Origin of the sequence: Streptomyces sp. NBC_00289, from assembly GCF_041435115.1 — a bacterium.
Taxonomy (GTDB): domain Bacteria; phylum Actinomycetota; class Actinomycetes; order Streptomycetales; family Streptomycetaceae; genus Streptomyces.
In genome coordinates this window covers 5315609-5328782 of sequence record NZ_CP108046.1, presented here as the reverse complement: position 1 = coordinate 5328782, position 13174 = coordinate 5315609, and the positions used below count along the sequence as shown (strand labels likewise).

The window sequence follows — 13174 nt, the reverse complement described above, 5'->3', positions numbered from 1 at the left end:
CCAGGACAGGCAGCACAGGCCGGCCGGGCCGGTCCTACATGAGGCCGACGACGCGCGGCGGTGCGAAGAGGTGGCGGGCCCGGTGCTCCTCGGCGGCCATGATCGCCCCCGTCCGCGAGTCGGGCTCCTCCGTCCGCGACTCGGCTTCCCCCGTCCGCGGCTCCGGTGTCCGCTCCCCCTCGGCCAGGCTCGCCCGGTGGTGGGCGCAGGTCTCGCAGCCGGGCTCCCAGTCGGGCAGCGACCGGCGGTGCTCGTCGGCCAGATGACGGGCCAGGCTGATCTGCGTGCCGACGATGCTGTCCGTGACGTCCCAGTCGACGCCGGGATCCTCCGCGGTCAGCCCGGCTATGACGGCCTGCACATGCTTCATCGCCTCGTACCTGCGGACGCATTCGGCGCAGTCCCACATCCAGGCGGGCGGCAGCGGCCACTGGTCCTCGGGGTCGATGCGCTCTGCGCTCATACCCGTCAACAGTAGGGGCAAGGGCCCGGACTCCGCCCGGTTCACGGCCCATTCCGCCGCCGCACCCGGTGACCCTCGCCGGCCCGTCACACCCGCCGCGCACCGCTCACGCGCTTCACCGGCGCGACGGCGGCCGTCCGTCGCGGCTCACCCGGGCCGCCCGGGCCACCAGGTCGCCGCACAGGTCGCGGAGTTTGACGTTCCGGTCCTGCGAGGCGCGGCGCAGGCGTTCGAGGGCGATACTCGCGTCGACCCGCTCCTGCGCCATGAGGATGCCGATCGCCTGGTCGATGACGCTGCGTGAGAGCAGCGCGGTGCGCACGTCGGCGGCGGACTCCCGGCGGCGCTCGACCCGCAGCGCCGTGTTGACCGTGTCGGTCGCCCGGGCGGCGAACGTACGGGCCGCGTCCCGTCCCGCCTCCAGCGCTCCCGGCTCGACGGCGTACAGATTGATCGCGGCGCCCGTCTCGCCCTCGACGTCGAGCGGCACCGCCAGCACACAGCGGACGCCGGTGGACAGCGCGTACGCCGGATAGGCGGACCAGCGGGTCTCCTCGGCCAGGTCGGGGGAGTACTGCTCGGTCCTGGTCTCGGCCGCGTCCACGCAGGGCCCGGAGCCGTTCTCGTACTGACGCTGGTCGAGGCCGTTCGGCAGACCGCGGCTGCCCGCCAGGGTCAGCAGCCGGTCGGCGCGGCGCACCGTGATGCTGCACGCGACGGCCCCGGGCACGTCCTGCACGGCACGGTCGGTCAGATCGCGCAGCAGTGTGTCGAGTCCACTGCTGCGGGCCATGGCCTCGTCCAGGGTCTCGCGCGTCTCAGAACTCATGACGGTACGGATATCCCGGACCGGCCGGTACACGCCCGTCCCGTTCTGTGTCGTTGTTCATGCGTCGTTGTTCATGCGTCGTTGTCATGTTTGTTCGTGTCGACGATGCGGCGGGCGATGTCGCGCAGCTTGACGTTCTCCCGCTGCGAGGCCCGGACCAGGCTGTCGAAGGCCTCGGCCGCGTCGATGTCCAGGCGTTCCATGAGTATTCCGGTGGCCTGGCCGATCAGGTCCCGGGTGCGCATGGCCTCCGTCAACTGCTCGCGCGTGGTCGCCGACTCCAGGGCGAGGCTGACGTGTGCGGTGAAGAGCCGGCCGATCCGGGTGGCGGCCTCGTCGAAGACGTTCGGCTTGCGCGCGTACGCCGTGAGCACGGTCAGGCGGCGGCGGTCGGCGCGCAGGCGCAGCGCCAGGGCCGAGCGCAGTCCTGCGTCGGCCAGGGCGGTGTCGGCGGAGCCGGCCTCGCTGTCCTCGACCCGCAGCACGGGCGTGGTCCACAGCCGGTGTTCCCGGCCCGTGGTCTTGGCCTCCGCCGAGCGCACGACCTCGTCGGTCCAGGCGATGGTGCGGCGGTGATGGGGTCGCTCGATCTCGGAGATGCCGGCGTGTTCGGCGCCGGGCAGGATGTGCACGGCGAGGCGGACCGCCGTGCGCAGGGTGCTGTGCGGAGTGGCTGTCTCGTGCAGTTGGCGGGCCGCGACCGTCAGTGCTTCGGCCAGCTCGAAACCCACCGGGAAGCGGGGCAAATCAGGAAAATCAGGCGAAACCACCACGAACCTCTTCGGCATGCACGGCCAAAACAGCCATGCGCAGGAGAGCTCCGCAGCACATTCCCGACTGCGAGCACAGGACAGACAGCACTTTAGCCGCTCGCTTCCGCACTCCTGCGCGCTCGTGGTGGAATGGCCCGACAGGTCAGGAAGCGGCCTACCGGAATCCGGACGGACGTCTGCCAGGTGAGACCCGTGACCTTGATCCCGAAACCGCTGAATCTGCCCGACCGCACCGTGCTCGCCCTGCCCTCGGACATCGACCTCGCCAACGCCGAAGCCCTGTTCGCGCACGTCATGTCCGCCGTGGACGCCCGCGCCGGGCGACTGCGGGTCCTGGTCCTGGATCTGTCCGAGAACCGGTTCATGGACTCCCAGGGCGTCCGCCTCATCGACGACGTACGGCGCCGGGTACGGCCCCGGGTGCGCGTGCGGGTCGTGGCGGCGCCCGGCAGCGTGGCCGGCCGCGTCCTCGAACTGACCGGCCTGCGCCGCGACGTCCCGGTCTACGACAACCTCACCGAGGCACTGGCTTCTTGTGTCTAGCCTCGCGACGGGGCGAACGTCGCCTGTTTGCGGCACCGGCTCGTCCGACCCTTCCCGACGGGCGGATTGTCGGGCACGGCCTAGGCTGGGCCCATGGCACCGAACATCGCGACCAACACCGCCGTATCGCTGGACGAGTTGCTGGACTTCGTACGGCCCCGGCACCACGCCATCCTGCTGACCCGGCGGGCCGACGGAAGCCCGCAGGGGTCGCCGCTGACCTGCGGGGTCGACGACTCGGGGCGGATCGTCGTCTCGACGTACCCCGAGCGGGCCAAGACGCGCAACGCCAAGCGTGACCCCCGGGTCAGCCTCCTCGTGCTGAGCGACGACTGGAACGGGCCGTGGGTCCAGGTCGACGGGACCGCCGAGGTCGTCGACACCCCGGACTCGGTGGAGCCCCTCGTGGAGTACTACCGCAACATCGCCGGTGAGCACCCCGACTGGGACGAGTACCGCGCGGCCATGGTCAAGCAGGGCAAGTCGATCATCCGGATCACCCCGGAGCGGTGGGGACCGGTCGCGACCGGCGGCTTCCCGGCGCGGCTGGTGGAGGGCTGAGCGGACCCGGCGAAGCCTGGTTTCGGCAGCACACCGAAGGCCCCGGGGACCGCACGCGACCGACCACCCCCTGCCCACCGGCGGGCACGGCAGGTCGAAGGCTGCGCGGGCCCGCCGGAAGCCCGGTCCGGTTCGGCGGCGCACCGAAGGCCCCGGCGACCGCGCGCGCGACCGACCACCACCTGCCCACCGGCGGGCACGGCAGGTCGAAGGCTGCGCGGGCCCGCCGGAAGCCCGGTCCGGTTCGGCGGAGTGCTCGCAATGAGCCGGACCGTTTCCTCTTCGGGTGATCAGGTCTCGGACCGTTTCACCATCGCCTCGATCCCGGCCACCAGCAGGTCCAGGGCGAAGGTGAAGTCGCGGTCCAGCATCTCCGCGACCGTGTCGCCGCCGCGGGCCGCCATGATGTCCCTGGACTCGTGGACGACGTCCGCGGTGTCCGGGGAGTCGACCACCGCGCTCATGGCCTGCCGGAAGTAGTCGTCCGCGGTCACCCCGGCGTCCGCGACGCGGGCGAAGAAGTGGCCCTCGATCGTGCCGTAGCCGTAGACGAACTGGAAGACGGCGGAGATGGCGCCGGTGACACCGTGTGCGGGCAGTCCGGTGCGCCGGATGACGCGCTGGACCTGGCGGGAGAACGCCAGCGAGTGGGGGCCGATGTTGAGGTAGCGCCCGGCGAGCGGCGACAGCCAGGCATGGCGCACCAGCAGCGCGCGGTACCCGGCGGCCAGCGTCCGCAGCTGGTCGCGCCAGTCCTCGTCGCCGGCGTCCGGGTCGGGCAGGGGCAGTTCGCCGAATGCGGCGTCCAGGGCGAGTTCGAGCAGGTCGTCCTTGGTGTCGACGTACCAGTAGACGGACATCGCCGTGACGTTCAGCTCGGCGGCGAGCCGGCGCATGGAGAACTTGTCCAGGCCCTCCGCGTCCAGGAGCCGGACCGTGACCTCGGTGATCCGGTCCCGGTCCAGCCCCGACGGCTGCCCGCCGCCCCGCCCGCCCCGGCGCGCCTTGCCCTCCAGCCAGACACTGGTCCGTGCCGCCCGCTGGGCTGCCTTCACCATGGCGCACCTTCCTCGACATTCCGACGCCGGTCAGCTTAAGCAAGCCTCCGGGGGCGCGGGGAACCGTGCGACCAGCCACAACGAACCCACAGCCGCACGACCGCCCGGCCACCGCCCTCTCAGGCGACCACCACTTCGGAGTGTGCCCGCTCCGCCCTGCGCAGCAACGCCGCGGCGACCAGTCCGCCGAGCAGCACGGCCACCGCCCCCACCAACTGGCTGGTCTCCAGACCGGTGGAGAACGCGTCCGTCACACGCCTCCGCTCCGCCGCCGTGGACGCCGAGGCCAGCGCCGCGGGCAGCGAGGCCGACGCGATCGGAATCAGCGCCGCGAAGCGGGAGTTCAGCACCGCGCCGAGGACCGCCACCCCGAGCCCGTTGCCGAACTCGGCCAGCGTGCCGTTGACCCCGGCGCCGACGCCCGCCTTGTCCGGCGGTATCGCGCTCATGATCGCGTGTGCCATCGCCGGGTTGGCGACCGCGCAGCCCGCTCCGATCAGCAGGAGGCCGAGCAGGGTGCCGCCGTATCCGCCGGAGGCGAGGGTCGCGATCGACACCAGGCCGCCCGACATCAGGACCATGCCCAGCGCGATCGACACCGGTGTGCCCAGCTTCGCCGTCCACTTCGCCGACAGGCCGGAGAAGTTGAGCGCCACCACCGTCAGGGCCAGCGGCGCGGTGCGCAGGCCCGCCTCCAGGGGGCCGTAGCCGAGCACGAACTGCAGGTGCTGGGTGAGCAGGAAGAGGGCGCCGCCCATGCCGAAGGTGATCAGCACCGCACCGGCCACCGCACCGGTGAACCGGCGGTCGCGGAAGAAGTGCGGGTCGAGCATGGGATACGGGATGCGGCTCTCCCAGTACGCGAACAGCGCGAGGACGACGACCGCGACGGCCGCCGTCACCAGGACCCGCCCCGAGGTCCAGCCGTGCCCGGGGCCGGAGATGATCGCGTAGACCAGCGCGGTCATGCCGATCGTGGAGAGCAGGGCGCCGAGGAGGTCGGGGCGGTCGCCGCGCGGGTTCTTCGACTCGGGGACGAGCGCCACGACGGCCGCCACGCCCAGCGCCGCGACGGGCAGGTTGATCAGGAAGATCGCGCCCCACCGGAAGTGGTTCAGCATGAACCCGCCGATGAGGGGGCCGGCCGCGAAGCCCAGCGCGTTGACCGCGCTCCAGATGCCGATCGCCCTGGGCTGCTCGCCGGGCGCGAAGATCTGCATCGCCACGGCGAGGGTGGTGGTGAGCAGCAGCGCGCCGCCCACACCCATGCCGGCTCGCGCCGCGATCAGCTGGCCGGTGGTGGAGGCGAGACCGGCCAGCAGCGACCCGGCGCCGAACAGGGCCAGGCCGGCGATCAGCAGCTTCTTGCGGCCGTAGCGGTCGGCGGCGCTGCCCGCGGTGAGCAGCAGGCCGGACTGCACCAGTGAGTACGCGTTGATCATCCACTGGATGTCGGAGGTCGAGGCGTCCAGTTCCCGGGTCAGCGAGGGGATCGCGACGTTGAGGACCGTGTTGTCGAGCAGCACGGTGAGCTGTGCGAGGCAGATGACGCCGAGGATCAGCCAGCGCTGGGGGTGGCCCTGGGGGCCCACTCCGCTTGGGGTGCCTGCGGCGGCTGGGGGGCCTGCGGTGCTTTCGGAGGCGGACATGCTGTACACCGCAGAACGACTCTTGTACGCCGTACAACAGAAATACGGAGGAGGGCGGCGACCCCTCGGTCACCGCCCTCCTCCGCACCCGAACGTCAGCTGCTCGCCTCCTGCGTGAGGTCGTAGAAGGTGGCCGTGCCGACCGTGACCTTCTTGAAGGTGCTCTCGACCCACGAGGTGATCTGCGAGGACGTGCCGTCGCTGCTGCCGCCCATGCCGCCGCCGGAGCCGCTGGAGATGAAGTAGTGGATCTTTCCGTCCGCCACGTACTTCTTGAACTGCGCCAGCGTGGGAGACGGGTCGGTGCCGTTGAAACCGCCGATCGCCATCACCGGCTCACCGGTGGAGAGCTGGTAGCTCGCCGCGTTCTGGGCGCCGATGGCGGCGGCGGCCCAGGTGTAGTCGCCGGAGTCGGTCTCCAGCAGCTTCTTGGCCTCGGCGCTGACGGTGGCGCCGTTGAGCAGGCCGCCGACACCGCCGCCCCCGCCCATCCCGCCGCCGTCACCGGTCTGGCCGCCGGGCGTACCGCCCTGCTGGTTCTGGCCCTGGGTGTTGCCGTTGCCGTTCTGCTGGTTCTGGCCGGGCATGCCTCCGCCGGGGAAGCCGTTGCCCTGCCGGCCCTGCGTGTTGCCGTTGCCCTGCTGGTTCTGGCCCTGGCCCGGCATGCCACCGCCGCCGAAGCCGCCACCACCGCCACCGGGACCGCCGCCCCGGCCGCCCATCATGCTCGCGCCGGCCGGACCGGCCGTCACGATGGAACCGGTGTGCGCGGAGTTCACCGTGCTCAGTGTGTAGGCCGTCGGACCGGCCAGCGAGGCCACGATGCTCAGGCCCACCGCGGCGAGCGCCAGCCGACGGCTCACCCTGGCGGCGAAGACCAGGCCGAGGGCGCCGGCCAGGCCGCCGATCAGCACCAGCCACTTCAGCCAGGGCAGGTAGTCCGGGGTGCGGTTGAGCAGGACGTACCCCCAGGCGGCGGCCGCCACGACCGAGGCCGCGAGGGTGATCGACGCCCAGATCTCGCCGCGCTTCTCCCACAGGACCGCCGCGCCCATGCCGACCACGGCGGCGATGTAGGGGGCGAGAGCCACCGTGTAGTACTGGTGGAAGATGCCGGCCATGTAGCTGAGGACGACCGTGGTCATCAGCAGCGAGCCGCCCCAGACGAGGAACGAACCGCGGGTCACCGACGTCCGCTTCAGCCTGCGGGTGGCCACCAGGCCCGCGACGAGCAGGATCAGCGCGGCGGGCAGCAGCCATGAAATCTGGCTGCCGATCTCGGAGTTGAACATCCGGTCCCAGCCGGTCTCGCCCCACTGCCCGGTGCCGCCGCCCCCGCCACCGCCGCCGACGCTTCCGGTCTCGTCGCCGCTGAGGCGGCCGAGGCCGTTGGAGCCGAAGGTCAGCTCCAGGAAGGAGTTGTTCTGCGAGCCGCCGATGTACGGGCGGGAGGACGCGGGCCACAGCTCGACGATCGCGACCCACCAGCCGCCGGAGACCACGATCGCCACCGTCGCCAGGGCCAGCTGCCCGAGCCGCTTCCTCAGCCTCACCGGCGCGCAGACGCCGTAGACGAGGGCGAGCGACGGCAGGATCAGGAAGGCCTGGAGCGTCTTGGCGAGGAACGCGAAGCCGATCGCGACACCGGCCCACACCAGCCACTTCGTACGGCCGTCCGCCAGCGCCCGGACGACGAGGTAGCAGGCGACCGACATCAGCAGCGCCAGCATCGCGTCCGGGTTGTTGAACCGGAACATCAGCGCCGCGACGGGGGTGAGCGCGAGCACGGCGCCGGCGATCAGACCGGCCGCGGGGCTGAACCGGCGGCGCACGGAGGCGTACACGACGGCGACCGTGCCGACGCCCATCAGCACCTCGGGAGCGAGGATCGCCCACGAGTTGAGGCCGAAGACCCTGACCGCCAGCTCCATCGGCCACAGCGAGGCCGGGGGCTTGTCGACGGTGATGGCGTTGGACGCGTCCAGCGAGCCGAAGAAGAAGGCCTTCCAGCTCTCGCTGCCCGCCTGGACGGCCGCCGAGTAGAAGGAGTTGGCCCAGCCGGAGGCGCTCAGGTTGTAGAGGTAGAGCACCGCGGTGGCCAGCAGCAGGCCGAGGAACGCGGGCCGCACCCAGCGGGGGTCCTCGGGCCTGCCCCGCCACAGTCTGCGTACGAAGGGCTGCTCGGGTTCGCCGGAATCCGGGGCGGGCGGCAGGGCCGGCGCCTGCGGAGCCACGGGCTCCTGGACAGCCGTACCGCTCGGGCCGGGTCCGGCCGTGTCGCCTGTCGGCGGCCCCCACGAGGAGGGACCCGGTCCCCCCTGCTGGCTCGTCCGGTCGTAGTGGGTGGTCATCGGGAGTCCCTCGGATCGGTGTCGGTGGGGCGCACCGGCTGCAGCTGCATGGTCGCGTCCCTCCAGGTGCGGTCCGCGGCTTCACCGGCGCGGAACTGGGTCGTGTCGTACGGAGCCTGCGGGCGCGTGGGGTGGCCGGCGGAGTACGGGTGTGCCGTCGGGCGGTGCGACAGCGGCGGGTACTGCCCGGCGGGCGGTGTCGTCGGGTAGGTGGGGGAGGACGGGGCGGGCGCGTCCGGGTGGTGGGAGGCCACCACCGTCGACTCGTTGCGGTCCGGGAACACCCACGCCCGGAAGAGCAGGAACCGCAGCACGGTCGCCGCGAGGTTGGCGGCGACGAGGACCGCGAGTTCGGTGGAGTGCGCCGGATCGCTGGTGGCCGCGTTCAGCGCGGCGAGCGATCCACTGGTGAGGGCGAGGCCGATACCGAAGACGACCAGGCCCTGCGCCTGGTGCCGGACGGCCCCGCCGCTGCCGCGCACCCCGAAGGTCAGCCGGCGGTTCGCCGCGGTGTTGGCGACCGCCGACACCAGCAGGGCGAGCGCGTTGGCGACCTGCGAGCCGCCGAACTGCCGGAAGACGCTGTAGAGCAGCAGGTAGAAGAGGGTGGAGAGCGCGCCCACGACACAGAATCCGACGAGCTGGCGGGCCAGCCCCTTCGGCACGTCCTGGATCTCGCGGTCGCGCGGGTCGTCACCGAACGGGCGGGTGAGCCGGTCCAGCGGCAGCGAACCGGTGGCCAGGGCCTTGCCCACGCGCAGCACCCCCTTGAGGTCGTCGGCCGCCGTCTTCACGATGTGCACCGTCGAGTCCGGGTCGTCGACCCAGTCGACGGGCACCTCGTGGATCCGCAGCCCGGCCCGCTCGGCGAGCACCAGCATCTCCGTGTCGAAGAACCAGCCGGTGTCCTCCACCAGCGGCAGCAACGCCTGCGCCACGTCACGGCGGATCGCCTTGAAGCCGCACTGCGCGTCGGAGAAGCGGGCCTGGAGCGAGCCGCGCAGGATGAGGTTGTAGGAGCGGCTGATGAACTCACGCTTGGCACCGCGTACGACGCGTGAGGAGCGGGCCAGCCGGGAGCCGATCGCCAGGTCGGAGTGACCCGAGATGAGCGGCGCGACCAGCGGCAGCAGCGCGTTGAGGTCGGTGGACAGGTCCACGTCCATGTACGCGAGGATCGGGGCGTCCGAGGCGGACCAGACCGTCCGCAGCGCGCGGCCGCGGCCCTTCTGCTCCAGCCGGAAGGCCCTGACCTCCGGGATGTCCGCCTCCAGCCGTGCCGACACCCGCGGGGTGGTGTCGGTCGACGCGTTGTCCGCGATCGTGATGCGGAACGCGTACGGGAACGTGCGCTTGAGATGCTCGTGCAGTCTCAGCACACACGGCTGGAGGTCCTTCTCCTCGTTGTAGACGGGGATCACTACGTCCAGGACAGGCGTACCGGCGTCTCCGGCCGGGAGGTGCTCCCGCGCCGGCAGAGTGCCGGGAGAAGAGTCGGTTCGCATACCAACGACTCTGGTCAGGCGCCCTGTTGTACCCATATGGCAGCGCTGTGCTGTGCCTGTGAGTGCGATTGCCAATTCGTTTCCGGCGCCGGACGGGGCGTCTGCGGGCCGAGCGCGGGCAGGTGCACGGTGAAGACGGTGCGTCCCGGGGCGCTGTCGACGGTCACGGCACCCTGGTGCGCGGACGCGACGGCCTGCACGATCGCCAGCCCCAGACCGGTGGAGCCGGTGGCCCGGGAGCGCGCGGAGTCGCCGCGTGCGAAGCGTTCGAAGACCCGCGGGAGCAGGTCGGGCGGGATGCCCTGTCCGTCGTCCTCGACGTCCACGCACAGCCACGGCCCGCGCCGCTGCACGCGGGCGGTGACGGTCGTACCGGGCGGTGTGTGCGTTCTCGCGTTCGCCAGCAGGTTGACCAGCACCTGTTGCAGGCGGGCGGCGTCCGCCGACACCAGCGCGGGCTCGTCGGGCAGGTCGAGCCGCCAGTTGTGGTCCCGGCCGGCCGCGCGCGCGTCACTGATGGTGTCCACGACGAGCGGTACGAGGTCGGTCTGCTCGAACTGCAGGGGCCGGCCGGCGTCCAGGCGGGCCAGCAGCAGCAGGTCCTCGACCAGGAACGTCATCCGGCCCGCCTCGGACTCGATCCGTCCCAGGGCGTGCCGGGTGTCGGGGCCGACCTGCTCTCTGCCGCGCCGGGTGAGCTCGGCGTACCCGCGGATGGAGGCCAGCGGCGTACGCAGCTCGTGGCTGGCGTCCGCGACGAACTGCCGTACCCGCATCTCGCTCTGCTGGCGGGCGTGCAGCGCGCCGTGGACGTGGTCGAGCATGCGGTTGAGCGCGGCGCCGACCTGACCGACCTCGGTGTGCGGGTCGGTCTCGGACTCGGGGACGCGTTCGCTGAGGTGCACCTCGCCCGTGTGCAGGGGGAGTTCGGAGACACGGGTGGCGGTGGAGGCGACCCTGCGCAGCGGGCGGGTGGCCACGCCGACCAGGACGTAACCGGCGATGCCCGCGGCGACGAGACCGGCGGCGGTGACGCTGAGCTCGACGAGGATCAGGGTGTTGACGGTGCTGTTGGCGTCGTCGGTGGGGAGGGCGACGTAGTACGTGTCGCTGCCTTCCGGGTTGGTGGCGTACTCGACGCGGTACTCCCCGATGCCCGGGATGTCCACCGAGTGGGCCTTACCGTCCTTGGCCACGGAGGCGAGGGCCGCCTTCTGCGCGGCGCTGAGTTCGTCGGCGTTCATGCCCTGGAAGACGCCGTTGCTGTCACTCTTCTGCTCGGCGACGGCAGCACTGACGATCTTGCCGCTCTTCACGTACGCGGCGATGGTCTTGGGCTGCGTCGGGACCTGCGTGACGAAGTTCGCGGCCTTGGCGCTCGCCGGGATGTTGTTGTGGGCGGGCGGGCTCCCGCCACCGCCGGGCGGCTTCTTGCCGTCCATCCGGCCGCCCACCGCGCGCATGGCGTTCTCGTGCAGCTTGTCGTCCAGCTGTTCGTACAGGTGTGACCGCAGCGCCAGCGTCGTCACCGTGCCGATCACCGCGCAGACCACGGCGATCAGTACCACCGAAGCGACGACGAGCCGGGTCCGCAGGGTGCGCGGCTTACCTGCTCGCTTCTGCGGTCGCGGCCGTCGTCGCCCGCTCATGAGACGGCGGGCTTGATCAGGTAGCCGGCTCCGCGGCGGGTGTGGATCATCGGCTCGCGCCCGGCGTCGATCTTGCGGCGCAGGTAGGAGATGTAGAGCTCGACCACGTTGGCCTGGCCGCCGAAGTCGTACGACCACACGCGGTCGAGTATCTGCGCCTTGCTGAGGACCCGGCGCGGATTGCGCATGAGGAAGCGCAGCAGCTCGAACTCGGTCGCGGTGAGGTGGATGTTGTCGCCGCTGCGCGACACCTCGTGGCTGTCCTCGTCCAGGGTGAGGTCACCGACGACGAGCACGGAGTCGGAGCGCCGGTCGGCGGCACCGGAACGGCGGATGAGTCCGCGCAGCCGGGCCACGACCTCTTCGAGGCTGAAGGGTTTGGTGACGTAGTCGTCGCCACCGGCGGTCAGGCCCGCGATGCGGTCCTCGACGGCGTCCTTCGCGGTGAGGAAGAGGACGGGCACGTCGGGCAGCTCGCGCCGCAGCCGGCCGAGGACGGTGAGCCCGTCCATGTCGGGCAGCATCATGTCCAGGACGACGGCGTCGGGCCGGAAGTCGCGCGCCGTCTGGAGCGCGCCCGTCCCGTCACCCGCACTCCGGATCTGCCATCCCTCATAGCGAAGGGCCATGGACAGCAGCTCGGTGATCGACAGCTCGTCGTCCACCACAAGCACGCGGACGGGGCTCCCGTCCGGCCTCAGCAGTTCGGTGCGCCCCTGGGGCGAGGTCGTGGTCATGGTGGACACCTTGTCGGGGTCCTCTGAGAACACGCTTTCACCAATCTGTGATTTTCCTGAGAAACGCACAGGCGGCTCTCAGGGAACACCTGGGGGATTCCTTGCCCCCGCCCCTTGTGCAACGGGTGTCCGGCCCACTCGGGCACCCGCGCTCAGAACAGTCCGTCCTGCACGACGGCAACCGCTTTCATGAACTCCTTCACGGGGACCGTCAGTTCGTCGGCCTCGACGGGAAGCAGCTCCCAGCCGGTCATCAGCCTGGTGTCGAGAACGACGACGGTTTCGCGGGGCTCGGTGACTCCGGTGGCGGGGGGTTCAGTGCCGGTGGCTCCGGTGGCGGGGGGTCCGGTGCCGGTGGCTCCGGTGGCGGGGGGTTCAGTGCCGGTGGCTCCGGTGGCGGGGGGTCCGGTGCCGGTGGCTCCGGTGGCGGTGCCTACGACTCCGGCGGTTCCGACTCCGGTCGCTCCGGAGCCGGTGGCCCCGCCTCCGGTCGCTCCGGCTGCGGTGACCCCAGCTCCGGTCGCCCCGACTCCGGTCGCGAGGTGCAGGTCCGGGCCGGCGGCCGCCACCAGCCGGCCGCTGACCACACCGCCCGGGGCAAGCTCGGTCACGCTCCCGACCGCGGCCGGGACGCCCGCGAGCCCGAACACCTCGACATGGTCGACGACTTGGCAGGGCGCACGCTCCAGTGACTCCGGCCAGGCGGCCAGCGCCACGGCCCGTGCGTGCAACTCCGTGACCTCGGCTGCCCGTTCGGCCGCCGACTCCGGCAACCCGGACCGCACCGCGCGCTTGTCGGCGTACGGAATCCGGTCCGGCACCCCGAGTGCGGCGCGCAGCAGTTCCTCGGTGCGCCGCGCGGCCATCAACGGACCGGCCCCGAGCCAGCTGAAGCAGACGGCCCCTTGTTCGAGCAGCCTCGCCGAGCCGCGCTCGAGCGCGGTGATGCCGACCTTGGCCATGCCTGGCCCGAACCAGGCCAGATACACGTGGTACGGCCGAGGGTCGTCGGCGATTCGTGTCCGCGGCCACCGAGTGCGCCCGGTCCAGCCGCGC

The 13174-nt window shown here is 71.7% G+C and carries 12 protein-coding genes; 2 read left to right on the top strand and 10 right to left on the bottom strand.

The window, feature by feature from the left end; translation table 11 throughout:
* Nucleotides 1–34: 34 nt before the first annotated feature.
* The 3 genes from OG985_RS24175 to OG985_RS24165 form a co-directional block, all read right to left on the bottom strand.
* The gene (locus tag OG985_RS24175) at nucleotides 35–463 is read right to left on the bottom strand and encodes a hypothetical protein (protein WP_371670428.1); all 429 of its coding nucleotides are present in this window, start codon (nucleotides 461–463) and stop codon (nucleotides 35–37) included.
* Between the two features lie 115 nt (nucleotides 464–578).
* Entirely contained in the window at nucleotides 579–1292 is a 714-nt protein-coding gene (locus tag OG985_RS24170) for a GAF and ANTAR domain-containing protein (protein ID WP_371670427.1), read from the bottom strand.
* 71 nt (nucleotides 1293–1363) lie between these two features.
* A complete protein-coding gene (locus tag OG985_RS24165) occupies nucleotides 1364–2080 on the bottom strand; it encodes an ANTAR domain-containing protein (RefSeq protein ID WP_371670426.1) in 717 nt (238 codons plus the stop codon).
* 177 nt (nucleotides 2081–2257) lie between these two features.
* Here OG985_RS24165 and OG985_RS24160 point away from each other — a divergent pair, with 177 nt between their 5' ends.
* Nucleotides 2258–2608: an STAS domain-containing protein gene (locus OG985_RS24160; RefSeq protein WP_371670425.1), complete on the top strand. Its 351-nt coding sequence runs from the start codon at nucleotides 2258–2260 to the stop codon at nucleotides 2606–2608.
* Nucleotides 2609–2701: 93 nt separating this feature from the next.
* The gene (locus OG985_RS24155; protein WP_371670424.1) at nucleotides 2702–3169 is read left to right on the top strand and encodes a PPOX class F420-dependent oxidoreductase; all 468 of its coding nucleotides are present in this window, start codon (nucleotides 2702–2704) and stop codon (nucleotides 3167–3169) included.
* Nucleotides 3170–3459: 290 nt separating this feature from the next.
* On the opposite strand, the gene OG985_RS24150 is transcribed toward OG985_RS24155, so the two are convergent.
* The 7 genes from OG985_RS24150 to OG985_RS24120 all read right to left on the bottom strand — a co-directional run bounded on the left by OG985_RS24150 (nucleotide 3460) and on the right by OG985_RS24120 (nucleotide 13080).
* Entirely contained in the window at nucleotides 3460–4227 is a 768-nt protein-coding gene (locus OG985_RS24150) for a TetR/AcrR family transcriptional regulator (RefSeq protein WP_371670423.1), read from the bottom strand.
* Between the two features lie 119 nt (nucleotides 4228–4346).
* Nucleotides 4347–5876, bottom strand: coding sequence for an MFS transporter (locus OG985_RS24145; protein ID WP_371670422.1), 1530 nt, complete (start codon nucleotides 5874–5876; stop codon nucleotides 4347–4349).
* Nucleotides 5877–5971: 95 nt separating this feature from the next.
* Nucleotides 5972–8227 (bottom strand): ArnT family glycosyltransferase, encoded by a 2256-nt coding sequence (locus tag OG985_RS24140; protein WP_371670421.1) that lies wholly within the window; start codon nucleotides 8225–8227, stop codon nucleotides 5972–5974.
* On the bottom strand, nucleotides 8224–9732 hold the full coding sequence (locus tag OG985_RS24135) for a glycosyltransferase (protein ID WP_371670420.1): 1509 nt from the start codon (nucleotides 9730–9732) through the stop codon (nucleotides 8224–8226). The genes OG985_RS24140 and OG985_RS24135 overlap by 4 nt, the downstream gene beginning before the upstream one ends.
* 14 nt (nucleotides 9733–9746) lie before the next feature.
* Nucleotides 9747–11381 (bottom strand): ATP-binding protein, encoded by a 1635-nt coding sequence (locus OG985_RS24130; protein ID WP_371670419.1) that lies wholly within the window; start codon nucleotides 11379–11381, stop codon nucleotides 9747–9749.
* On the bottom strand, nucleotides 11378–12118 hold the full coding sequence (locus OG985_RS24125; RefSeq protein ID WP_371670418.1) for a response regulator transcription factor: 741 nt from the start codon (nucleotides 12116–12118) through the stop codon (nucleotides 11378–11380). Before OG985_RS24125 ends, OG985_RS24130 begins: the two co-directional genes overlap by 4 nt.
* 152 nt (nucleotides 12119–12270) lie before the next feature.
* Nucleotides 12271–13080, bottom strand: a complete 810-nt coding sequence (locus OG985_RS24120; protein WP_371670417.1) for a DUF2797 domain-containing protein — start codon at nucleotides 13078–13080, stop codon at nucleotides 12271–12273.
* Nucleotides 13081–13174 lie beyond the last annotated feature (94 nt).